This window comes from Nocardia brevicatena NBRC 12119, from assembly GCF_000308495.1.
Taxonomy (GTDB): domain Bacteria; phylum Actinomycetota; class Actinomycetes; order Mycobacteriales; family Mycobacteriaceae; genus Nocardia; species Nocardia brevicatena.
Map to the genome: position 1 here is coordinate 99,473 of NZ_BAFU01000072.1, position 22,622 is coordinate 122,094.

21 protein-coding genes are annotated in these 22,622 nt (G+C 69.0%); 3 read left to right on the forward strand and 18 right to left on the reverse strand.

Going from position 1 to position 22,622, the window contains the following annotated elements; translation table 11 throughout:
* Positions 1–349 precede the first annotated feature (349 nt).
* The 7 genes from tsaD to ON20_RS21210 form a co-directional block, all read right to left on the reverse strand.
* On the reverse strand, positions 350–1,390 hold the full coding sequence (tsaD, locus tag ON20_RS21180; protein WP_040837938.1) for a tRNA (adenosine(37)-N6)-threonylcarbamoyltransferase complex transferase subunit TsaD: 1,041 nt from the start codon (positions 1,388–1,390) through the stop codon (positions 350–352).
* Positions 1,387–1,896: a ribosomal protein S18-alanine N-acetyltransferase gene (gene rimI / locus ON20_RS21185; protein ID WP_040837939.1), complete on the reverse strand. Its 510-nt coding sequence runs from the start codon at positions 1,894–1,896 to the stop codon at positions 1,387–1,389. Before rimI ends, tsaD begins: the two co-directional genes overlap by 4 nt.
* Entirely contained in the window at positions 1,896–2,624 is a 729-nt protein-coding gene (gene tsaB, locus ON20_RS21190; RefSeq protein ID WP_040837997.1) for a tRNA (adenosine(37)-N6)-threonylcarbamoyltransferase complex dimerization subunit type 1 TsaB, read from the reverse strand. Before tsaB ends, rimI begins: the two co-directional genes overlap by 1 nt.
* A 138-nt stretch (positions 2,625–2,762) precedes the next feature.
* On the reverse strand, positions 2,763–3,230 hold the full coding sequence (tsaE, locus tag ON20_RS21195; RefSeq protein ID WP_040837998.1) for a tRNA (adenosine(37)-N6)-threonylcarbamoyltransferase complex ATPase subunit type 1 TsaE: 468 nt from the start codon (positions 3,228–3,230) through the stop codon (positions 2,763–2,765).
* Positions 3,231–3,261: 31 nt separating this feature from the next.
* Positions 3,262–4,341, reverse strand: a complete 1,080-nt coding sequence (locus ON20_RS21200; protein ID WP_040837940.1) for an alpha/beta fold hydrolase — start codon at positions 4,339–4,341, stop codon at positions 3,262–3,264.
* Positions 4,338–5,486 (reverse strand): alanine racemase, encoded by a 1,149-nt coding sequence (alr, locus tag ON20_RS21205; RefSeq protein ID WP_040837942.1) that lies wholly within the window; start codon positions 5,484–5,486, stop codon positions 4,338–4,340. Before alr ends, ON20_RS21200 begins: the two co-directional genes overlap by 4 nt.
* Positions 5,487–5,588: 102 nt before the next feature.
* The gene (locus ON20_RS21210) at positions 5,589–7,037 is read right to left on the reverse strand and encodes an NAD(P)H-hydrate dehydratase (protein WP_040837944.1); all 1,449 of its coding nucleotides are present in this window, start codon (positions 7,035–7,037) and stop codon (positions 5,589–5,591) included.
* 56 nt (positions 7,038–7,093) lie between these two features.
* Here ON20_RS21210 and ON20_RS21215 point away from each other — a divergent pair, with 56 nt between their 5' ends.
* Positions 7,094–7,510, forward strand: coding sequence for a cupredoxin domain-containing protein (locus ON20_RS21215; RefSeq protein ID WP_051162990.1), 417 nt, complete (start codon positions 7,094–7,096; stop codon positions 7,508–7,510).
* Positions 7,511–7,584: 74 nt separating this feature from the next.
* Here ON20_RS21215 and glmS read toward each other — a convergent pair whose 3' ends face one another.
* Complete coding sequence (glmS, locus tag ON20_RS21220; RefSeq protein ID WP_040837946.1) at positions 7,585–9,468, reverse strand: glutamine--fructose-6-phosphate transaminase (isomerizing); 1,884 nt, start codon at positions 9,466–9,468, stop codon at positions 7,585–7,587.
* Between the two features lie 36 nt (positions 9,469–9,504).
* Here glmS and ON20_RS21225 point away from each other — a divergent pair, with 36 nt between their 5' ends.
* Entirely contained in the window at positions 9,505–10,380 is an 876-nt protein-coding gene (locus ON20_RS21225) for a poly(ethylene terephthalate) hydrolase family protein (RefSeq protein ID WP_040837947.1), read from the forward strand.
* A gap of 4 nt (positions 10,381–10,384) precedes the next feature.
* Here the strand turns inward: ON20_RS21225 and ON20_RS21230 are convergent, their stop codons facing one another.
* The 10 genes from ON20_RS21230 to ON20_RS21275 form a co-directional block, all read right to left on the reverse strand.
* Positions 10,385–10,819 (reverse strand): hypothetical protein, encoded by a 435-nt coding sequence (locus tag ON20_RS21230; RefSeq protein ID WP_040837949.1) that lies wholly within the window; start codon positions 10,817–10,819, stop codon positions 10,385–10,387.
* A 25-nt stretch (positions 10,820–10,844) separates the two neighbouring features.
* Positions 10,845–12,578, reverse strand: coding sequence for a WXG100 family type VII secretion target (locus tag ON20_RS21235; protein ID WP_040837950.1), 1,734 nt, complete (start codon positions 12,576–12,578; stop codon positions 10,845–10,847).
* A gap of 5 nt (positions 12,579–12,583) precedes the next feature.
* Positions 12,584–12,904: a hypothetical protein gene (locus ON20_RS21240; protein WP_040837951.1), complete on the reverse strand. Its 321-nt coding sequence runs from the start codon at positions 12,902–12,904 to the stop codon at positions 12,584–12,586.
* Between the two features lie 147 nt (positions 12,905–13,051).
* Positions 13,052–13,360, reverse strand: a complete 309-nt coding sequence (locus ON20_RS21245) for a DUF6802 family protein (RefSeq protein ID WP_040837952.1) — start codon at positions 13,358–13,360, stop codon at positions 13,052–13,054.
* Positions 13,361–13,457: 97 nt separating this feature from the next.
* On the reverse strand, positions 13,458–13,652 hold the full coding sequence (locus ON20_RS21250; RefSeq protein ID WP_040837954.1) for a PspC domain-containing protein: 195 nt from the start codon (positions 13,650–13,652) through the stop codon (positions 13,458–13,460).
* Between the two features lie 147 nt (positions 13,653–13,799).
* Positions 13,800–15,185, reverse strand: coding sequence for a phosphoglucosamine mutase (glmM, locus tag ON20_RS21255; protein WP_040837955.1), 1,386 nt, complete (start codon positions 15,183–15,185; stop codon positions 13,800–13,802).
* A 184-nt stretch (positions 15,186–15,369) separates the two neighbouring features.
* Positions 15,370–15,882 (reverse strand): 30S ribosomal protein S9, encoded by a 513-nt coding sequence (gene rpsI / locus ON20_RS21260; protein WP_040837957.1) that lies wholly within the window; start codon positions 15,880–15,882, stop codon positions 15,370–15,372.
* A complete protein-coding gene (gene rplM / locus ON20_RS21265) occupies positions 15,879–16,322 on the reverse strand; it encodes a 50S ribosomal protein L13 (RefSeq protein WP_040838000.1) in 444 nt (147 codons plus the stop codon). Before rplM ends, rpsI begins: the two co-directional genes overlap by 4 nt.
* Positions 16,323–16,531: 209 nt before the next feature.
* Positions 16,532–18,256 carry a hypothetical protein gene (locus tag ON20_RS37655; protein WP_040837959.1) on the reverse strand — a complete coding sequence of 575 codons (1,725 nt, stop codon included), beginning with the start codon at positions 18,254–18,256 and terminating at the stop codon, positions 16,532–16,534.
* Between the two features lie 82 nt (positions 18,257–18,338).
* Positions 18,339–20,969, reverse strand: a complete 2,631-nt coding sequence (locus ON20_RS21275; RefSeq protein WP_040837962.1) for an FHA domain-containing protein — start codon at positions 20,967–20,969, stop codon at positions 18,339–18,341.
* 187 nt (positions 20,970–21,156) lie between these two features.
* On the opposite strand from ON20_RS21275, the gene ON20_RS21280 reads away from it, so the two are divergent.
* Positions 21,157–22,599, forward strand: a complete 1,443-nt coding sequence (locus ON20_RS21280) for a neutral zinc metallopeptidase (RefSeq protein ID WP_040837963.1) — start codon at positions 21,157–21,159, stop codon at positions 22,597–22,599.
* The last annotated feature ends 23 nt before the right edge of the window (positions 22,600–22,622 follow it).

The following is a 22,622-nucleotide window of genomic DNA, read 5'->3' on the forward strand; positions in this document are numbered from 1 at the left end:
CCGGTGGTCAGCGCCTACCCTGCCCAGGTCCGGGGGTGATCAGAGCAAATTCGCGCCGGCGGATTCGCGGAGAGAGGCAAGACCAGGAGCACCAGGGCCCCGTCAACACCCTCAGATGGCGCAATCCAACACAAACCACCCCCGGACCGCCCGCAGTGCCATCACGCAGCGGTGGCACGCAGAAAACGAAGATCCAAGCTCACCGGAACCACAAGGGGTGGCGGCCCGTCTCGCGTGTCAGCGCCCGAAGCGCATGTGCCGAAGGCACGGGCCTCGGGCGCTGACACGCGAGACCCGCCAGGGCCGCAACCCCGCGCCGCCGAAGGCGGCGCAAGTGAACCCAGCGCCATCAAACACAGCTGACGGAGACCGGAAGGCCGGGATCCGATGCCACATCCAACGACGAGGGCTTCGCCCCGCCCGCGATCACGTGTGCACCCAACGCGGCGATCATCACCCCGTTATCGGTACACAGCCGTGGTTTCGGTACCCGCAGGGTCAAACCCGCCGCCGCGCACCGTTCTTCGGCCAGCGACCGGATTCGGGAATTCGCGGTCGCCCCGCCGCCGAGTACCAGGGTGTCGACCCCGGCATCCCGCGCGGCGCGTACCGCTTTCATGGTGAGCACATCGGCCACCGCTTCCTGGAAGGAGGCCGCGATATCCGGTATCGGCAACTGGTCGGGGGTGATACCGGAACGTCGGACCGCCTCGACATGGCGGGCGACAGCGGTTTTCAGGCCGGAGAAGGAGAAGTCGTAGCGCGGATCGCGCGGACCGGTCATACCGCGGGGGAAGGCGATGGCGTTCGGATCGCCATCCGCCGCGGCCGCGTCCAGGGCGGGGCCGCCCGGGAAGCCGAGTCCGAGCAGCCGGGCAACCTTGTCGAACGCCTCACCCGCGGCGTCGTCGACGGTGCTGCCCAATTCCACGATCGGCTCGGCCAGATCCGTGACGTGCAGCAGGTGGGTGTGGCCGCCGGAGACCAGCAGTGCGACACACGGTGGCATGGGTCCGTGTTCGAGGGTGTCCACCGCGACATGGCCGCCGAGGTGGTTGAGCGCGTAGAACGGGATATCCCAGGCCGCGGCATAGGCCTTCGCGGCCGCGACCCCGACCAGCAGGGCACCGGCCAGGCCGGGACCGATGGTCACCGCCAAGGCATCGGGCGCCACGATCCCGGCCGCCGACAGGGCACGGCGCATGGCGGGGACGAGCGCCTCCAGATGTGCGCGCGAGGCGATTTCGGGCACCACACCGCCGAAGCGGGCATGCTGGTCGACGCTGGAGGCGACTTCGTCGGCGAGCAGTTCGCAGGCGCCGTCGGGGTTCCGGCGCACGATACCGACTCCGGTCTCGTCGCAGGAACTCTCGATTCCCATGACGATCACGACAGCACCTCGTCCGTTTCGGGGGTCCCTTGCGCGGCGGGCGCCGCGGTCGCGGGCCGGCGCATCGTATAGGCGTCGGCGCCGCTGGGATGGTAGTAGTTCTTGCGCAGTCCGATGATGTGGAATCCGTGTTTGGTGTACAGCGCGATGGCGGGCTCGTTGTCGGTGCGAACCTCCAGGAACACCGGTCCGCCGCGCCGGTCGGCCGTGTCGAGCAACGCCTCGAGCAGCAGGGTTCCGACGCCGGCCCGGTGCCGGAGCGGATCGACACCGATGGTGTGCACCTCGGCCTCGGGGTGTGCGGTATCACCGAGCAAGGCGATTCCGGCGTAGCCGATCAGGCCGCCCGTCTCGTCCCGGGCGGTGACATATCGGTTGTGCCCCGCCGCCAGCTCCGAGCGGAAGGCCGCCGCCTGCCACGGGTCGTCCGCCGCGAACAGCAGATGTTCCAGTTCGACGCAGCGCGCGATATCGGTGGTCACCATGGGTTCGATCCTGATGCCCATTATCGGGCCCCCGTCCGATCCAGGGTTCGGTAGCTCTGTTCGACCGCGTCCGGGCGGCGCAGATACAGCGGGACCAGGGGCTCGGGTGTCGCGTGCGCCGTGATCGCGGAGGCGGCGACCCGCACCAGACCAGCCGGTGAGGGCGTCTCCACCGGCAGCACGGGCAGGTCGAACAGGTCGACATGGGAGGCCGAGCCGGCGATGATGTTCGCCTCGCCGATGGCCGACCCGGCGGGTTTGCCCACCTGCGGTCCCGCCACCCGGCGGGTGCCACGGTCGCGGTAGCGCGCCGAGTAGACCTCGCGCCGCCGGGCATCGGTCACCACCAGCAGTTCGGCGTCCGGCGTCAGGTCCGGGGCACAGTCGGCGGCGATCCCGTCCAGACTGCACACGCCGTAGACCGGGATGCCCAGGGCGTCGCCGAATGCCGCCGCTGTGGCCATTCCCACTCGCAGCCCGGTGAAAGGTCCGGGTCCGACACCGACCACGATCGCCGCGATATCGGTGCGGGCACGGTCGGCTTCGGCGAGACATTCGAGGATCTGCGGGGTGAGGACCTCCGCATGGGCGCGGGCGTCTACATGCACTCGAGCGGCGATGGTGCGCGGACCGGCGGAGACCGAGGTATCCGACGATTCACGGGTTTTTGCACCGGTCGCCGCCTGCCCCAACTCCACCAGGCCGGCCGTCACGGCGGGTGTCGCGGTGTCGAGGGCTAGTACGAGCATGATTCGGTCAACGATACCGGTTCGACCACCGTGCACCGTGGGCAGCTCCCGGTGGGCATCGGCCCGTTCCGCGCTCGACCCGGCCCTGAAGGACCCGCGCTACTCTTCCCGGTCACGGCCGAGCCACGGGCACGGATCTCAGGGCTGTGTTCCCTCCACCCATTCCCACGTGGCGGTGCGCACCTCGGAATCCGGTTCGCGCGACAGCCGCACCAGCAGATGGCGCTCGGCCAGGTGTTCGACGACGCCGCTGCCCCATTCCACCACGACCACCGCGTCGTGCAGGTCGGTATCCAGGTCGAGGGCATCCAGTTCGTCCAGGCCCCCACCGAGCCGGTAGGCGTCGACGTGTACCAGCGGGACCGGCGGGCCATCCGGGCGCGCCCCGGCCCGATGCCGGCGGGCGATGATGAAGGTCGGCGAACTGACCCGGCCCTCGACACCCAGTCCCGCCGCGATACCGCGGGCCAACGCGGTTTTGCCCGCGCCGAGCGGACCGTCCAGCACCACCAGGTCACCGGCGCGTAGCCCGCTCGCCAGCTGCCGTCCGAGCGCCTCGGTATCGGCGACCGTGGGCAGCGTGCGTTCCTGCCGTCGGACAGGCATACCCTCCGGCCGCGCCCGCTGTCCGGAGCGGTCAGCCATCGCCCACCGCCCGCGCGTCGCTTTCGTCGACCACTCCCGCCCGGACCAGCAGCCGGTCCAGTGCGGCGTCGACGATCTCCGGATACTGCAGCTGCGGCATATGCGCGGCATCGGGAACCCGTACCAGTTCACAGTCGGGTAGTTCCCGGGCCAGGGTGCGCGAATTGCGGAAGGGTATCACCAGGTCCCGGGCGCCACCGACCACCAGCACCGGCAACCGCATCAGCACCGGCAACGCCGCCGATTCGTCGTGCAATTCCAACGCCTTCAGGAATTTCACGATGGTTTCCACCGAGATGCGGTCGATCATCATCGTGGTGAACCGGGACAGGGTCGGGCTCACCGGACCGTGGAACGAGCTCACGTGCAGGATCGGTGTGATCACATGCCGGGCGGTGGCCCGCCCCGCCTGCACCAGCGCGGGGGCGACGCGCACGGCCACCTGGAATCCGTCGAGCGCCGGGTGGCGCAGCAGCTGCCCGATTCCCGACGAGGTCACCTCCGTCGCGGTGGTGCACAGTAGCGCCACCCCGCGCACCCGGGCGGCGAACAACCGGGGCGCGCGTGCCGCCGCGGCGAGTATGGCCATCCCGCCCAGGGAATGCCCGACCAGGATCAGCGGGCCGCGCGGCGCCAGCGCGTCGATGACGGTGAGCAGGTCGTCGCCGAGTTGGGTGACGGTGCAGCGCTCGGTCTCCGGGGTACCGGAACGACCGTGTCCGCGCAGGTCGAACAGCACCAGTCGCAACCGGGAACCCCAGCGCCGCGCCAGGTGTCGGCGTTGGAAATGGAAAGATTCCATACTGTTGCAGAAACCGTGCACGAAAACCACGGTGGCCGGTGCGTCGCCGGGACCCCACTCCCGGGTGGCCAGGCAGACACCGTCGTCGGCGATCACCTCACCGGGGCGGTCGGAGTCGATCAGTCCGAAGTTCTCGTCACGGTATTCGTCCCGGACCGGGGGCCACAGCACCCGGGAGCCGGCGCGCCGCAGGGCATGTATCCCGGCGAGAGCGCTCACGGTGCCCACGGTGGCCAGTCCCCCGCGCAGCAGGGCGGCCCAGGGTTTCACCGACCACCGCCTCGATAACCGCGCATCACCCGGCCGCGTGGCGCGCAAACGATCTCGTAGTGGATGGTGTCGAGCAGATCCGCCCAATCCTGGGCGCGCGGTTCTCCCGCGGCGCCGGAACCGAACAGGGTCGCGGTATCCCCCTCGACGACACCGGCGGCATTGTCGCCGAGGTCGACCACCAGCTGATCCATACACACCCGCCCGACATTAGGCCGGCGCGCGCCGCCCAGCCACACCTGCATCCTCCCGCCCAGGGGGCGGAAGACCCCGTCGGCGTACCCGGCGGGGATCAGCGCGATGGTTGTATCCGCGGGGGCGATCCATTCGTGTCCGTAGGAGACGCCCTCACCGGCGGGGACCCGCTTGACCAGGGCGACCTCGGCCTGGAACGTCATGGCCGGAACCAGACCGAATTCCCCGCTATCGGGTACCGGGGTGAGCCCGTATACCGCGATACCGGGACGGACCATATCGAAGGCCAGGTCCGGTCGGGTGAGGGTGGCGGCCGAGTTCGCCAGATGCACCAGCTCCGGCTCCAGCCGGTGCTCCTTGGCGGCGGCAATGGCTTCCAGGAACCGGTCGCGCTGCATATCGATGACCGGGTGGTGTGGCCGGTCGGCGTGGGCTAGGTGGGAGAAGATGGCCCGGAAGCGGACCGCCTGCTCGTCGACCAGTTTCCGCAGCATCGTGAGCACCGCCGGGTATTCGACCGCGGACGCTCCGTTGCGGTTCAGCCCGGTGTCCACCTTGAGCGTGACCGTGGCCGGGCGGCCGAGCCGGCGTGCCGCCGCCGCGACCGCCGCCAACTGCCGCTGCGAGGACACCGCGATCTCGATATCGGCGGCGATGGCGGACGTGTAGTCCGCGTCGGCCACATTGAGCCAGCACAGGACGGGCGCGGTGATCCCCGCCCGCCGCAGCTGCAGTGCCTCCTCCACCGTGGTGACACCGAGTTCGGCCGCGCCCGCCGCCAGGGCCGTACGCGCCACCTCGACCGCACCGTGGTTGTAACCATCGGCCTTCACCACAGCCATCACGGCGGCCCCATCCGCATACTCGCGCAGAATCCGCACGTTATGCGCGATGGCATCCAGATCGACGATCGTCTCCACTTGCGCGTTCACGTCTGCCGATCCTGCCATCCCCACCGAACCGCGCGGTGTGCGCCACCCATCGATTCGGGTACACGGCCTCCCGGCCGCACGGAGCCGAAGCGGCGCCGGTGGCCGGGAGGCCGTCGGAGACTAGGAAACGGGACGCAGCGCACGCAGCGTGCGGACGGCGTCGGGCAGATGCCGCAGCAGTGGTGTGGCGGAGATACCGGCGGCATCGGGATGGCCGGAATGCGCGGCGAGGTTGGCGGCCAGGGCATGGGCGCGGGCGGCGGCGGCCGCGGACCAGGCCTGCTCGCCGCCGGCGGCGAGCAGGGCGCCGATCACCCCGGACAGGACATCGCCGGCCCCTGCGGTGGCGGCCCAGGAACCACCCGCCTCGTTCACCAGGACGGGACCGCCACCGGGTGCGGCGACCAGGGTGGCACGACCCTTCAACAGCACGGTGACCTGCCATTCCTCGGCGAGTGCGCGGACGGCGGCGACCCGGTCGGGGCCCGGCTGCCGGCCGGTCAGCCGCGCGAACTCGCCGGCGTGCGGGGTCAGCACCGTGACGGCGGAGCGCCGGCGCGCCAGATCGGGTTCGGCGGCGAGCAGGGTCAGACCATCGGCGTCCACCACCACCGGCAGATCGGTGGCGAGCAGTTCGGCCAGCCGATCACGTGCCCGCCGATCGGTGCCCGCCCCAGGTCCGAAAACCCACGATTGCACGCGTCCGGTCTCCGCGGGCTCCCGTGCGGCAACGACCTCCGGGTAGTGGTCGACCACCTCGGCCGCGGCCGTTCCGGCGTAGCGGACCATTCCCGAGGTGGCGGCGACCGCGCCCCCGGCGCACAGCACCGCCGCGCCCGGGTAGGTCGCGCTGCCTGCGCAGATACCGGTGACACCCTGGGTGTATTTATCGTCGGCGGGCCCCGGCACCGGCCACCGGGCACCGATATCCACGGGTGCCGGCGCCACCAGATTCGGCCGGGGCAGCCGTAAACCTATGGGCACCAGTTCGATTCGTCCGCACCACGGCGCGGCCAGGGCATGCACCGGTTTATGGGCTCCGAAGGTGACGGTGACCGCCGCCCGTACCGCCGGTCCGGTGACCGCGCCGGTGTCCGGGTCCACACCGCTGGGCAGATCCACCGCGACAATCGGAGCGTCCAGTCCGGCAACGATTTCCGCGGCCCGCGGCCGCAACGGCCCCTTACCGGAGATACCGACAATGCCGTCTAGCACCAGATCGGCGGCGCCGACCTCGTCGACGATCCGACCGCCGGTCCTCTGTAGCGCCGCAAGCCCTTCCGGGTGTGCCCGGTCCGGGCTCAGCAGCACGGCCGTCACCGCCACCCCGCGTCGGCGCAGAAACGAACCGGCCCACAGCGTGTCGCCGCCGTTGTCACCCGAACCGACCAGCAGTGCCACCGACCGCCCCGCGATACCGCCGGTACGGGCCCGCAGTTCCGCGGCCACCACACCGGCCAGCCCGTAGGCCGCGCGACGCATCGGCACCCCGGCGGCCACGCGGGTGAACAGCTCGGCTTCGGCCGCTCGCACCTCGTCGACGGTGAAGTATCCGCGCCCACCGGCCATGCACACACCTCCGTTGTTCGTCGGGCGGTACCGCGAGCAGACTACGCTTGGCCGTCATGTTCCTGCGCCATCGAACCGTCTCCATTCCGATCATCGGCCTGGCCCTGATCGCGGCGCTGCTGTCCGGGTGCGGTTCCGCGGAGACGCCTTCGCCCGCCGGCGCCTCGCAGACCGAGGCGCCGGGGTCGACGCGAACCGACCGGGACGACAGCGCGGGCACCACGGTCACCGTCCAGGTTTCCGATATGAGCTTCGCTCCCGCCGAGCTGACCTTGGCCGTGGGTGACACCGTCATCTGGCAGTTCGATGACAGCGCACCACACGGCGTCCAGGGCATCGGCGACAAGGCGATGGGAATCAACAGCCCGTTGTTCGAAAAGGGTGAGTGGAGTTACACCTTCACCGCCCCGGGCAGGTACCGCTATCTGTGTCCGATTCACCCCGATATGCAGGGAACCGTCACCGTCGAGTAAGCGATCACCGCGCCGGATCGCGCCGGCCGGTATGCGCGCACCCCGGCGCGCTCGGCCACCGACGACAGCGCTCGCTACTCGACCGTGACCGACTTGGCCAGGTTGCGCGGTTTGTCCACGTCGTAGCCGCGGGCCTGGGCCACCTCGGCCGCGAAGATCTGCAGCGGCACCGTCGACAACAGCGGCTGGAACAGGGTCGGCGCGGACGGAATCTCGATCAGGTCGTCGGCGAACGGGCGAACCGTCTCGTCGCCCTCCTCGGCGATCACGATGGTGCGCGCACCGCGGGCCTGGATCTCACGGATATTGCTGAGCAGCTTCGAGTGCAACACCGCGCGCCCCTTCGGCGAGGGCATTACCACGATCACCGGCAACCCCTCCTCGATCAGCGCGATCGGGCCGTGTTTGAGCTCACCGGCGGCGAACCCCTCCGCGTGCATATACGCCAGCTCCTTGAGCTTGAGCGCACCCTCGAGCGCCACCGGATACCCCACATGGCGGCCGAGGAACAGCACCGTCGACGCCTGGGCCAGTTGCCGGGCCACGGCCCGCACCTGCGGCGCCGTCTCCAGCACCCGGCCCACCAGTTTCGGCATCGCCTCGAGTTCGCCGAACTCGCGCGCCACCTCGTCCGGGTACTTGGTGCCGCGCGCCTGCGCCAGCGCCAGGCCCACCAAATAGTTCGCGGTCACCTGCGCCAGGAACGCCTTGGTGGAGGCGACACCGATCTCCGGCCCGGCCCGGGTGTAGAGGACGGCGTCGGATTCGCGGGGAATCTGGGCACCGTTGGTATTGCAGATCGCCAGCACCCGCGCCTTCTGCGTCTTGGCGTGGCGGACCGCCTCGAGGGTGTCGGCGGTCTCACCCGACTGGGAGACGGCGACCACCAGCGTGGAGCGGTCCAGCACCGGGTCGCGGTAGCGGAACTCGCTGGCCAACTCCACCTCGACCGGCAGTCGGGTCCAGTGTTCGATGGCGTATTTGGCCAACAGCCCGGAGTGGTAGGCGCTGCCGCAGGCCACGACGAACACCTTGTCCACATCGCGCAGTTCCTGGTCGGACAGTCGCTGTTCGTCCAGCATGATCCGGCCGGAACCGCCGGGGCTCTGATCGAAATGCCCGATCAGGGTGTCGGCGACGGCCGCGGGCTGCTCTTCGATCTCCTTGAGCATGAAATAGTCGTGGCCGCCCTTCTCGGCGGCGGCGAGATCCCAGTCGATGGTGAACGGCCGGATCTGCACCCCGTCGGCGGCGCCGGTGAAATCCACGACCCGGTAGTCGTTCGCGGTGATCACCACCGCCTGGTCCTGCCCTAGTTCGACGGCCTCGCGGGTGTGCTCGATGAAGGCCGTCACATCGGAGGCCACGAACATCTCGCCCTCGCCGACACCCACCACCAACGGGGTGGAACGGCGGGCGGCGATGATCATGTCCGGGTGGTCGGCGTGCGCGAAGACCAGCGTAAACGCGCCTTCCAATCGCCGCAGCACGGCCAGTGCGCTGGCCTCGAAAACACCGGCGGTCGGCCCCGCGGCGTACGCGCGGGCCATCAGGTGCACGGCGACCTCGGTATCGGTGTCGCTGCGCAGTTCGATCCCGGCGTCCTCCAGTTCCCGGCGCAGCGGGGCGAAGTTCTCGATGATGCCGTTGTGCACCACCGCCACCGTGCCGCTCAGGTCCTGGTGGGGATGCGCGTTGCGATCCGTCGGCGCCCCGTGGGTGGCCCAGCGGGTGTGCCCCATACCGGTGGTCCCGGCGCAACGCCCGGGCTCCGATCCGTTCAGTTCCGCTTCCAGATTCGCCAGCCGACCGGCGCGCTTCTCCACCGCGATGCCACCGGCACCGTCGAGAATCGCCACACCGGCGGAGTCGTAGCCGCGGTACTCCATGCGGCGCAAGGCGGCGACAACGACGCTCAAAGCGTCCCGGTACCCGACGTACCCCACGATTCCGCACATGGCTCACCAGAGTACTTATCGGATAACGTTCACGTCGTGTCGGCGTCTGTGAAATCACTTCTGAGCACCCTGACGGTCCGCGGCCCGCACCGGGTGCTACGTGGCAACCTGGCCATCGCGGGCCAGCCCGGTGTCGTCTACACCCCGGAAACCGGTCGGGACCTGCCCGCCGTCGCCTTCGGACACGGCTGGCTGACCGGTCCGAACAACTACCGGACCTTCCTCGAACACCTCGCCTCCTGGGGAATCGTCACCGCCGCACCCGATACCGAACGCGGCCCGGTCCCATCCCACCGCGGCCTGGCCACCGACCTGCTCACCACACTCGATATCTGCACCGGCGTCCGGCTGGGTGACGGCACCATCACCGTGCATCCGGAACGGCTGGCGCTGGCGGGACACGGCATGGGCGCCGGCGCCGCCGTCCTCGCCGCCGCGCAGCGGCGGGTGGCCGCGGTCGCCGCGCTGTTTCCGGCGCCGACCTCCCCCGCGGCGGAGTCCGTGTCCCCCGATATCGACACGCCCGCACTGATCGTCGCCGCTTCCGGCGATATCGACTCACTCGGCTCCAATGCCGTTCCGCTGGCCTGTGCGTGGGGCGGCCCGTCGATCCTGCGCACTCTGGATCACGCGAGCCGCAACGGTCTCGTCGAGGGCCGCCGGATCCCGGCCGCGTTGGGCGGTGGCAAACACGAGGCCAAGATCACCCGACTGACCCGCGCCCTGCTCACCGGCTATCTCCTGCACACCCTGCTCGGCGACAAAACCTATGCGCCGTTCACCGATCCCACCACCAAGATCACGCGCACACATGTCATCGATCCCGAGGTAGCGCTGGCGGACGCCGAGGAGGACAGGCATCAGCCGCCGGCGGTGGTCCTCGCGCAACTTCTCAAGACACTCCGGAAATAGCCGCTCACACCAGCCAGCTAGGACGGCGGTAGTATTCGGCCTCCTCATCGCCGTCATCGTCGATGGGAGTGACGACGTCGTTCGCGCGACGGGCGGCGGCGGAACGGGCAATGGCCTCGCGCTGCTTGCGGGCCTCCTTGTCGGCCGGCCGCTGCGCCTCCCCACGGAGACGCACGGCCTGGGTTTCCCGGGGCTGCCGCTCCTCGGCGTCCCTGCGGTCCCGTTCGGCGCGACCTTGTTCGGCATCGGCCTGCCGCTGGGCGAGTATCCGTTCCTGCTCGGTCCAGAATTGGCGCATCTCGTGCGCCGACTGTTCGGTGAGCGCACGGCTGGTGGCCGCGATTCGCTGGTTCCAGTCGGCCATGTCCTCGCGCAGGCGGGCGAGTCGCCGGCGGGTCTCTTCACCCGCGCGCTCGATCTCGTCGCCGTAGTTCACCATGTCGATCCTCCTCGGGCCCCACCCATCACAGCGGCCCGGCCTCGGCCAGTCGGGCACCGGCATCGACCGCCGGCGGCGCGGGAGGCCGAGCTTCGGGCTCGGGTTCCGGCTGGTTCTCGTGCGGCACGGTGAACTGCGGCTGGTATTCACCGTCTTCGTCCTTGCGCCCGGTTGGGGGACCCTGTGGTCCGGTGGGCTGCTGCCGGGTGCCTCCGGATTCGGTGGGCTGTTCACCGGGATGGGTTATCGCCGGATCGTCCTGCTCGTTCGGCGATTCCTCGCCCACGAGAACGGGCTTACCGCTCTCGTCGAGTTCGACCTTGTACTCCTCCGTCTTACCCGCGGCATCGGTCAACATGAGTTTCAACTGCCCGTCGGGCCCCATTTCGAGCTTGACCTGCCTACCGGCGAGCTCGAGTCCTTTGTCCTCGTCCTCTCCATCGCCCTTGTCTTCGTCCTTGTCCGGTCCGGCGTCGGTGGAATCATCGGGCGTGCCGTCGCCGTCGTCATCGGTGTCCTCGGCATCGGTGGTGCCGTCGCCGTCGGTGTCGATGTACTTCTCGGCCTCCGCGCGCAGCTGCTCCAGGGTGCTTGCGACGGTATCGCCGACGTCCTGGTCGACCGTGCCCATCAGCTGTTCCAGGCCTTGGCCGATTCCTGCGGCCATTGAAGCCGCCTGTGTCCCCAACTGTTCGATGGTGGACAGCGCGTTCTGTCCGAGGCTCGACAGCGTGCTCAGCGGGTTGTCCGTGGTTGTCGCCTGGGTGGTCGACGGGACCGTGGGTGTATCGGTACCCACGGGAGTGCCCGTATCGGTGGGTATTCCGGTAGAGGGAGTCCGAGGCTGTTGGGTCTGCGGCTGTTGCGAGGTCTGTGTCCGGGGTGTGACCTGCGGGCATGGATAGGGGGCCTCCGACAGCCCTTCGAACGCCGAGATCACGATGCCATACACCCCGTTGACCAAATCGTCGGTCGCCTTGCACATATCGACGAACAGGGCCGTCTTCCGTTCGTAATCCGGCTTGAAAACGTTGTCCAACCAGTGGCGGCAGCGGTTCTTCACCGACCCGTCATATCTCGAGCCGGTACCCAGTATTCCCGCGCCTGCGATTCGATAGAGCCGGTCCTGCACACCTTCACGGAGATCGGGAAAGATACGCTCGAGTTTACTGATCGCGCTGTCCGTGCTGTAGATGGTGGTCGGCCCCAGGCCCTCTGCTCCCGCGAGAATGGTGTCGACGTCCTCCACGGATTTGCCATCGATCTTGATGTCCACGCCGTTCTCCAGGATTTGCAGCACGATCTCGGCCTTGTCTCGCACCGCCTTCCGCAATTCCTGTGGAGCCTTGTCCAATGCCTCCCAAATATGCTGCACCGCGGTGATATCCGACTCCGCCATGGACAGCTGGGTGGCGAGCATATCCGAGGCCGCGGTGGCCGCGTCCCCACTCCAGATCGAAGGAAGCCGCTGGGCCAGCGTCTGCTGTCGACCGTGCTGCGTCCGGGCGGACTCCAGAACCTGTTTCAAGGTATCGGCCGTATTGCGGATCTTGTCCTCGCTCATGCCGTTCTGCTGATAGAAGCGCTCGTGCAGCGCGGCATAGTCGAGGAATCCGGGCGGGAGGCTCTTCACATACCTGCGGTATCGGGGCTCGAAATACTCGAAGTAGAGCAGCCCCCGAGAACCGATTTCGAGCAACTGGGTGACGGTCCCGTCCTGAGGGACCGAGAAAGCGGTGACGCCTTGCTGTTCCGCCATCGGACTCAGCTTCCCGTATTGGTGATCGCGGCGGAGTTCTCCCGATCGACATCGGAGTAGACGACAACCGAGGCCCCCACTGCGTCACCGGTATTGGTAGTGGCCTCCGCCCAGTCCTCCAGCCGGGAGCGCACCGCCTCCAGTCCTGTTTGGATCTTCTTGCCCTGCTCGGCGTAGTGGACGCCTACCTCACCGGGGCCGACCAGGTTGTCGGACACCTTCTTCGTCTGGTCGCGCACCACGCCCGCGACAGCGCGCAGATCATTGCCCAACTTCCCCAACTCACCCGTCTGTACGCCGACCGTCTGCGGTTGCCCGGTGCTCATGGGCCGCTCCCCTCCGTACTGCTCCGCCACATTCCCCGGACCCGTGTTCCACGGCCCGCGTGATCGCTTCACCTACTTCGACGCATCCCACGCCGGATCGGTTCCACCGGAATCGAACCGATCCGGCGTGGGATGCGTCGAGACTCGCTATTCCCCCACGGTCCCCTGGTCGGTCTTTCTCCATTCACCGGTGCCGTCGGGGTTGCGGTGATATTTCCAGGCGGAGTAGTCGCCGTCGACCTCGACGATGCTCGCACGGTCGGCAAGCCCGTCGAGGTCGGTATCGGTCCACACGGAGGTGACACCGTCGCCGGTGGCGGTAATGGTGTCCAGGGTTCCATCACCATCGATGTCCTGGGTGGGATCGGTCGGTTCCACCGGGCCGAGCCCTTCCAGCGACGAGGGCGCGTCGAGGCCGGACGTATCCAGGCCCGGGAATTCGCTCGGGGCGACCACTACTCCTCCTGAACGGACTCGTGACGGCATCGGGCCGGTGCGGCGGCACCGCGCCGGCCTCAATACTGTCATCCGAGCATTCCGGACGCAGCCCCGATTACCGCCGCTTGGGGACCAACAACCACAGCACCAGATAGATGACGAACTGCGGCCCGGGCAACAGGCAGGACAGGACGAACAGCAGGCGGACGACAGCGGGGCTCCATCCGAAGTATTCGGCGATACCACCGCATACTCCGGCGATCCACTTGTCGGTGGTGGATCGGGTGAGACGGCGCGCAGGGGCGGTCATGGTGTTCCCTTTCGAACTCTTCGGATTTACCCCTTCCACGGTCCGCGAATCCGGGCCCTTCCACATCGGTCCCGCTACCGAATCGCACCCTGATTTCACCCGGTGGAATATCAGGGTCGTCCCCCAGTCCGCCGTGACCGCGCCGATCTACACCCCGGCGACCAGTTTGGCGATATCGTCGGCGAGGAGTTCGGCCCGGGTCCGGTCGGTGGCCTCCACCATGACCCGGACAAGCTGTTCGGTTCCGCTGGGCCGCAACAGGATCCGGCCGGCTTCCCCGAGCGAGAGCTCGGCCTCCCGGACGGCCGCACGCACCTCGGGCGCGGTGGTGGCGGCGGTTTTGTCGGTGACCGGGACGTTCACCAGCACCTGCGGAACCGTCTCCAGTACCCCCGCCAACTCGGCCAGTGAGCGGCCGGTCGCGGTCATCCGGGCCATCAGCCGAAGTCCGGTGAGAATCCCGTCGCCGGTGGTGCCGAACCGCGGGATGACCACATGCCCGGACTGTTCCCCGCCCAGGCTGTACCCGCCGCGACGCAGTTCTTCCAGCACATAGCGGTCCCCGACCGCCGTGGTGCGCACGGTGATCCCCGCCTTCCGCATGGCGATGTGCAGGCCGAGATTGCTCATCACAGTGGCGACCAGGGTGTCCCCCGCCAGCGTTCCGGCCTCCCGCATGGCGAGCGCGAGAATCGCCATGATGGCGTCGCCGTCGACGATTTCGCCCGCGGCGTCCACCGCCAGGCAGCGGTCGGCGTCACCGTCGTGGGCGAGCCCGAGGTCGGCGCCGTGCTCCCGAACTGCCCGGCGGATCGAGTCCAGGTGGGTGGAACCGACGCCGTCGTTGATATTGAGCCCGTCGGGTTCGGCGTTGATCGCGATCACCGTCGCCCCCGCCTCCCGGTACGCGGCGGGCCCGACCTCCGAGGCGGCGCCGTGCGCGCAGTCCACAACCACGGTCACTCCGCCCAGATCCCGCCCGGTCGCCTCCACCAGGTGCTCGACGTATCGCTCGTGTGTGCCCGAGACACCATACTGTTCCGGAACATCGAGCCCGTGTTCACCGGCCCCGGACGCGCCGAGTACCCGTCCGATCCCGGCCCCGGTGGGCCGGGCGAGATCGCCATCGGAGACCAGGGCCTCGATCCGGTCCTCCACGGCGTCGTCGAGTTTGAACCCGCCCGCGGCGAAGATCTTGATGCCATTGTCCGGCATAGGGTTGTGCGAGGCGGAGATCATCACACCCAGGCACGCGTCGTACAGGCCGGTCAAATAGGCGACCGCGGGTGTGGGCAGCACCCCCACCGAGAGCACATCCACTCCCGCGGCCGTCAGGCCGGCGGTGACGGCGGCCTCCAGCATCTCCCCGCTGGCCCGTGGGTCCCGGCCCACCACGGCCACCTTGCGGCGGCGACCGCGCGCGTCCACGCCCAGTACCTGCGCCGCCGCACCGGACACCCGGAGCGCCAGCTCCGGACTCAGCGAATCATTGGCGAGCCCGCGTACCCCATCGGTACCGAACAAACGTCCCATATCTGCCCTTATCGGCGTTGTCGTGGTTCTCGCCGAGCGCTGCGGCCCGGCTACCGGTTCCATAGCATGAGAGCAGGCAACCGGCTCCAGCCGGCTGCCTGCTCTCATGGCGGCTGCCGCCGGACCCACACGCCACCCCCGGAAGGGCACGGCCGGTGGAACGGCGACAGCGGCAAAGCCGAAATCAGCGCTTCGAGTACTGAGGCGCCTTGCGCGCCTTCTTGAGGCCGTACTTCTTACGCTCGGTGGCACGCGGGTCACGGGTGAGGAACCCGGCGCGCTTGAGCGCGGGGCGATCCTCGGGAGTGGCCACGATCAGCGCGCGGGCGATGGCCAGGCGCAGCGCGCCGGCCTGCCCGGACGGGCCGCCGCCGTGCAGGCGGGCGAGCACATCGTAGGTCTCGGTGCGCTCGACGGTCACCAGCGGCGACTTGACCAGCTGCTGGTGCACCTTGTTCGGGAAGTAGTCCTCGATGGACCGGCCGTTGAGCACGAAGTTGCCCGAACCGGGCACCAGCCGCACCCGGACCACGGCCTCCTTGCGACGGCCGACGGCCTGCACCGGACGGTCGATCGGAGCCGGGGCCGCGTAGGCGGTGTACTCCTCGGCGTAGCCTTCACCGTCGGTGAGGACCTCGGCGGCGGCGTCCTCGACAACCGCCTCGTCGTACTCGTTGTATTCCTCGGGAGCGGTCACTGGGCCACCTGCTTGATCTCGAACGGAACGGGCTGCTGCGCCGCGTGCGGATGGGTCGGTCCCGCGTAGACCTTCAGCTTGCCGGCAATGGAGTTACCGAGCTTGTTCTTGGGGATCATGCCCTTGACGGCCTTCTCCACCAGGCGCTCCGGCCGGGTTTCCAGCACCTGCCCGACAGTGCGGGACTTCAGGCCGCCGGGATGCCCGGAGTGACGGTGGATGAGCTTGTCCTGCTTCTTGTTGCCGCTGACGGCAACCTTGTCGGCGTTGACGATGATGACGAAATCGCCACCATCCACGTGCGGGGCGTAGGTCGGCTTGTGCTTGCCACGCAGCAGATTCGCTGCCTGGACGGCAAGACGGCCGAGCACTACGTCAGTGGCGTCGATGACGTACCACTTGCGGGTCACGTCACCGGCCTTCGGGCTGTACGTAGGCACAGTGTTTCCCTGTCTGTCGTCGGTGCTGCCGGCCCGATGTGTGGTCGAGGTGATCCCGGCGGCCGGTTGAGACCCGGGCCTCGACTGCTCCACACACCGGCAGGCCACGATACCAGTCGTGGATCACACCCGAGTACGCGCCCGCGTCCGCGTGCCACGGCATCGGCCGCGGCGCGACGAAACCCGTGCTCGGCGAACCCGCGAGCCGGCTAGATATCGATCGGCGGACCGGGATCGACCGCGCCCGGCGGGCCGGGTATGAGGTAGCGGAGGTTATCGATCTCCGCTTCCCGACATCCCTGCGCCGCACCGTCACGAGCGGCCGTCGCGTCGGGACGAGCGGCCTGGTGGGCCGAGCGCTCGGTATCGTCGGCGGCCGGACCGAATTCGGCCGGGCCTTCGCGGTCGGTCGTGACGATATCGCCGCCGGCGGCGGTATCGTCACGGGGGTCGATCATCACCCGCGGGGCGAGGGAACAGCCGGCCGGCGTGATACCCGGGGATACGACCCGATCGGGTTCGACCACGGCGGACCCGAGTTCGGTGTGCACACCCGTCGGAGCGACGAACACGCCCTGGGACGGCAGGGCCATCACCGCGAGGGCCACCGCGCCGACCACCGTATGGGCACCGAACAGGTTGTCCTTCATCTTGCCCCAGATCTTGCCCCCGTGCTGCGACTGTTCGTCGGCGGTGGACCCGGCGTGTCCGCGTGGATCTTCACCGCGTTCCCCGGTATGGGGAGGCCGGCCGGCGGACGCGTCCATGAAACTCGTTCGAACGGTCATATCGTCACCCGACGCCGCCTCCGGACCGGCCGGAGGGCGAGGGGAATACCCGCCCGGGCCGATCGGTGGCCGGCCGGGCTCGGGCCCCTGCTGTGCCGGCGGCCCCGCATGGGGTGGTACGGGACCCGGCGCGTGGTACTGCGGTCCCACGCCGGACGGATAAGGTCCCGGGGCCCCGGGAGGAGCGGGTGGCGCCGTGCCCTGCGGAGGCGCCGGAGGACGCGTCATCGGCGCCGGGGAGGGGGGACCGGGATACCGCGGCGGCTCCGGCTCCGCGTGGCGGCCGTTCGACGACGGTTCGGCGGCGTTTTCGCTGAGCAGCAGGTGAGTGGCGCCGAGAACCAGCGCGTGGATGGGGTGGTCGGCGGCGTGGAACCGCTGGCCCAGATGGTTTCGGAACGCGAACTTCAGCCGTTCGTTGCCGCTGGCGTTCCCGGCGAACAGCACGCTGGAGGTGTCCGCCCCGATCTGGCGCGCGGCGGCCATCACCTCGATCACCGTATCGTCGGCGACCCGCGTCTCCCGGGCGGCGTCGGGATCCAGCTCCAACTCCATCGACGCGGTGGGCTGTTCGTCGTCCCCGTGTACGGCGACCACCAGCACGGTGCGCCCGTCGCTGTACACCCCGGTCGCGCCGATTCCGTTCGGCACCTGCCTGTCCGGCGCCCGCACCAGACCCAACGCCCGCATATACCCCGACAGCGCGATGGATTCCGGGATCGGCTCGACCGCGACGCCGAGCTGCTCTACCAGCGCGCAGTAGAGGTCCACCTTCTCGTCCGGCCATCCGTCCGGGTACGGCAGAGCGAGCAGGTCGGGTTTGCCTCGCAGGTAGGCACCCACGGCGGCGAGCGGGTTGTACAGCCGGGCACGGAACACCAACTCGGCGGGCCAGGTCGCCCCCGCGACGATGATCTGCGCATGTCCGAGAATGTCGCGGACATCCGAGATGGCCAGCCCCAGATCGGGCCGCCGGTCCACGCCGGCGGTGTGCAGCCGCCCGGAGGAATCGGCCAACAGATATGCCGGGGTGGTGTAGCTACCCTCGACCTGCACCGGACGGATGGGCATCCCACCACCGCCCGCGGCCACGGACACCACATCCCACCCGAGATGTATTGCCCCTACTCGCACCGTCACAGGCATCAGTGTGCCTGGTGTGCGCGCGACACGCTCGCCGCCCCCACGGACTCGCGCGCATCGCCCTGCTCTCGCCCGATCATCATGCTCACGCGGCCGACTTCTTCAGCCGCAGGCGATACCAGGTGAGTACGGCCATCACCAGGGTGAGCGCGGCCAACACGCCGAGGTCCAGCGTCCAGACGTCCTTGCTGTGTTCCCACAGCGAATCCGGCTGGGCCTGGATGAACAGTTCGCGAATGTTCACCGTCGACGCGCCCGCGGCATAGCCCCAGCGGGCCGGGAACAACCAGGACAGCTGCTCGAGCACCACCCGTCCGGTGACCGGGATCATGCCGCCCGCCATCACCAACTGGCACATGATCGCCACCACCAACAGCGGCATCACCTGCTCGTTGGACCTGGCCAGACTCGACAGCAACAGCCCGAGCACCACGCAGGACACCGCCGTGACCGCGATATCGATGTACAGCTCGGCGGACCCGGAGATGAGCATCACACCTTCGCCCGGCGGCTTCTTGCCGAGGAGGACGAATCCGACCAGTACAGCCGACTGCAGCAGCGCGAAAACGCTGAACACCACGACCTTGGCCAGCAGATACGACGACGGGTGCAGCCCGACGGCGCGCTCCCGGTGGAAGATGGTGCGTTCGCCGACCAGATCGCGCACGGTCAGCGTGGACCCCATGAAACAGGCCCCCAGGATGAGCACCACCAGCAGCTGCTGGCTTTCGCTGCCGCCGGTGGGGACGAAGGAGCCGTCGTCGGTCTGCGTGAACGGTCCGCGCGTGAGCCCGTTGTCCCCCGGGACGACCAGGGTCAGGGCCCCCAGCACGAACGGCAGCAGGATCAGGAACGCCAGATAACCGCGGTCGGCGAGGACCAGCCGCAGCTGTCGCCGCGACAGCGTGGAGAACTGTTTCCAACGGCTGGATTTGGGCGGCGAGCCCGCACTGCCGGGCGGTCGGGCCGGCGGCGCGGGCGGCACCGCGTTGGCCTGCCGCGCCCGGTAGGCGGCGAACGCCTGATCCGGGTTGGCCGCCACATCGGCGAAGATCTTCGCCCAATCGCCGGTGCCCAACGCCGCTTCCACACCGGCGGGATTGCCCGCGTACGCGGTTTTACCGCCGGGGGCCAGCAGCACCACCTGATCGCACATGTCCAGGCAGGCCACCGAGTGGGTCACCACGATCACCACCCGGCCGGCGTCGGCGAGTTCCCGCAGCATCATCATGACCTGACGGTCCAGCGCCGGGTCCAGCCCCGAGGTGGGCTCGTCGAGGATCAGCAGCGACGGGCCGGTGAGCAGTTCCAGTGCCACCGACGCGCGTTTGCGCTGACCGCCGGACAACCGGTCGACCCGGGTGTTCGCGTGCTCGGTGAGCGAGAGCTCCCGCAGCACACCGTCGATCACCTGCTGCCGGTCGACCTTGGTGGTATCCGGCGGCAGCCGCAGCTGGGCCGCGTAGCCGAGGGCCTGGCGCACGGTGAGCTGGCGGTGCAGTACATCGTCCTGCGGCACCATACCTATTCGGGAGCGCAGCGCCTCGTATTCGGCGTGCAGATTGCGGCCCTCGAAGGTGACCACACCGCCGGAGGGTTGGGTCGTCCCCGCGGCCAGCCTGGACAGCGTGGACTTACCCGCGCCGGACGGACCGATCAGCGCCGTGAGGGTGCCGCGCCCGGCCTGCATATTGACGTCGACGAGCAGGTGTTTGTTGCCCTCGACGGTGAACCCGACCCCGTGCACCTGCAGACCCTGTTCGGCGACCGGGCGCTGCCGGTGCACCAGGGTGCCCTGGTGCACCTCGAAGTCGATATTGCCGATGGTGATGATGTCGCGTTCGTGCAGGACCGTCCGCTGCTGCCGGAGCCCGTTGACGAAGGTGCCGTTGGCGGAGCCGAGATCCTCGATGGTGAGACCCTCGGGGCCGGCGACGAGCCGGGCGTGTTTGCGGGAGGCGAGCGGATCGTTGACGACGATCTGGTTGTCCGCGGTACGGCCTATGGCCAGTCCGCCGGGCGGAAGCCGGTCGGCGCGGGCGATGGGTTCGGTACCCGCCCTGGCCCGCACCGGCGGTACGGCCGCGACGCTCGCCTTGGCCGTCATGTTCATGGTGGGCGGCGACGACTGTGAAGTGGGCTGCGGACCGCTGTGCGGCGGCTGGGGGCGGGGGCCGCTGTGCGACGGAATCGGCCGGCTGTGCGGTGTCGGGGGCGGACCGGGCGGCCGGTGGCCGGCGTGCGATGGCCGGCCGTGCTGCTGTGGGGCGTGGCCTCCCGGTGGTCCGACACCGGGACCGGCGTGCGGGGATGGGGGCTGCGGTCCGGTCGGTCGCTGCTGCGGGATCGGGGGACGGGTCTGCGGAGCGGGCCCGCTCGCGTGCTGTTGCGGTGTCTGCGGCACGCCGGCCGGTACGAGCGACAGCAGCGGACCGCTGAGCGCGTCGCCGAGCCGAACCTGGGTCGGGCGATCGATCTGCACGGGTTGGGTCACCCGCCGCGCGTCGACGAAAACGCCATTGGTGCTGCCGTTGTCGGTGAGCACCCACGCCCCCGACCGCCAGGCGAGTGTGGCGTGAACACGCGAGACCAGCGGACTGTCGACGAACAAGGTCACCTCGGGAGCGCGCCCCAAGGTGACCCGTTGGCTCGAATCGAAGACACGTTCGGTTCCGTCATGACGCACCGTGATGGTGCGTGCCCCCGGTGAAGACATGCAGCGGATACTATTCGATTATCGGGACATGGGAGGTGCCCCTGGTTTCGGTGTGAAGTCCGGGCCGCGTCCATTCGACATGAGCGGACGCCCTCGGCGGTCATGCGCGACCGACTGCCTCGTGGCGCCCACCGCTCGTTCCGGAGAGCCACGCCAGACGCCCCCAGGGGCCGACGAGGGGGAGTTCATGCCGCAACTCCGTGCCACCGCGATCATCGCCGCTCTGCTGTGTGCCCTGGCCCTGGCCGCGGGATGCACCCGATCGGTGGACGGCCGCGCGGTATCCGTCTACGACGATCCGTTCAAGGTGGCCGGGCTGCCCACCACCAGCGGCCCGAACGGTCCCCGACCCGACGCCGAGGACAGTTCACTGACCGCGCTCAACTCCGACGGCGGGGAGGTCGACACCCTGGCCCTCAATGCCGTCGAGGACATCCAGGAATACTGGCGTGACCACTTCGGCCAGGAGTTCGACGGTGAATTCCGGCCGGTGGACAAGCTGATCTCCTGGAGCGCCAAGGCTCCCCGCGAGAAGTCCATCGAGTTCTGCACCGAGTCGACCCATCGGCTGGTCAATGCCGGCTACTGTCGGCTGGACAATTCCATAGGCTGGGACCGGGCGCTGCTGTTGCCCGCCATGTCGGAGACCTTCGGACAGATGTCGGTGGTGATGGTGCTGGCCCACGAATACGGGCACGCCATCCAGACCATGGCCAAGATCGTCGATCGGGACGAACCGGTGATCGTCAAGGAACAGCAGGCCGACTGTTTCGCAGGGGCGTTCATCCGCCATGTGGCCGAAGGTGGATCGAAGCATTTCACCATCAACACCTCCGACGGCCTGAACTCGGTGCTCGCCGCCACCGTCGCCATTCGCGATTCCGACCCGGACGACCCGGAGAGCGTGCACGGTTCGGCCTTCGAACGGGTCACCGCCGTGCAGATCGGTTTCACCGACGGTCCCCGGGCATGCAAGGGCATCGATATGGCCGAGATCGAGCAGCGACGCGGTGATCTCCCCCAGAGCTTCCGCAATGATCCGGGCGGGGGCGAATACCCCATCACCAAGGAGGCACTGGTCGAGCTCGGCAAGGCCCTGGACGCGATCCTCCCGCTCCAGAAGAGCCCGACCTACAGCTACAACGGTTCGACCGTCGACTGCGCCGATGGTGTGAGCACCCGACCGGTTTCCTACTGCCCGGCAACCAATACCATCGCCACCGATGTCGACGCACTCGCCGCCCGCGGCGACTCCGATACCGATCCCGACGACCCGCTGCCGCTCGAGGTGGACGGCGATTACAACGGCTATGTGGTGTTCATCGCCCGCTACGCGCTGGCCGTCCAGCACAGTCAGGGACAGGACCTGGTCGGCGCCAAGGCCGGCCTCCGCGCGGCCTGCCTGTCCGGGGTGGTGACGGCGAAACTGGCCGAACCCGGCCGGGACCGAGGCGATATCACCCTGGCGGCGGGCGATCTGGACGAGGCGGTGTCGGGTCTGCTCACCGACGGTCTGGCGGCCAGCGATATCGGGGGGCGAACCGTGCCGAGCGGTTTCGCCCGGGTGGACGCGTTCCGGGCGGGCGTCCTCAACGGCGAGACCACGTGCATGTCCCGGTATTCCGACTGACCACGAACCGGGTTCGCCCCGCC